A 512-nucleotide genomic window follows, 5' to 3' on the forward strand; every position below is an offset into this window, starting at 1 on the left:
GAGTTTGATCAGCGGCAGGAAGGTCAGGTCGAAAAAGAGGTACTGATCTTCGGCATGATTGGCGATGTAGGCCACCTGGTCTTCATGCAGGCGCGGGTTGATGGTGTGCACGATGGCACCCATGCCGCCAATGCCGTAGTACAACTCCAGGTGACGGTAGCCGTTCCACGCCAGCGTACCGATGCGGTCGGCCGGCTGCACACCCAGGCCCGTCAGGGCGCTGGCCAGCTGGCGCGCGCGACGGTGGCAGTCACGGAAGGTGTAGCGATGGATATCGCCCTCCACCCTGCGCGATACGATCTGCGTATCGCCATGATGGCGGTCGGCGTGTTCTATTAGTGAGGAAATCAACAGCTGCTTGTGCATCATCAAGCCATGCATGGCATCGCTCCGTTCAAAAGTCTGTGATCGGGGAGCGGACAGGCAGCCAGGGCTTTCTGTCGGATTCCACGTCAAGACCGCGAACCGGGACAGCCTGTTTTCCTCCCCTGGATGTTGGTGATCAGGTAACC

Annotated in this window: 1 protein-coding gene; it reads right to left on the reverse strand. The window is 59.8% G+C overall.

Translation table 11 applies throughout. From position 1 onward, the window contains the following. A partial coding sequence (locus AC1DRJ_RS32230) for an AMP-binding protein (protein ID WP_477805645.1) occupies positions 1-381 on the reverse strand: 381 nt, incomplete at its 3' end. Between the last annotated feature and the right edge of the window lie 131 nt (positions 382-512).

Source organism: Pseudomonas sp. P5_B2 (assembly GCF_056400445.1).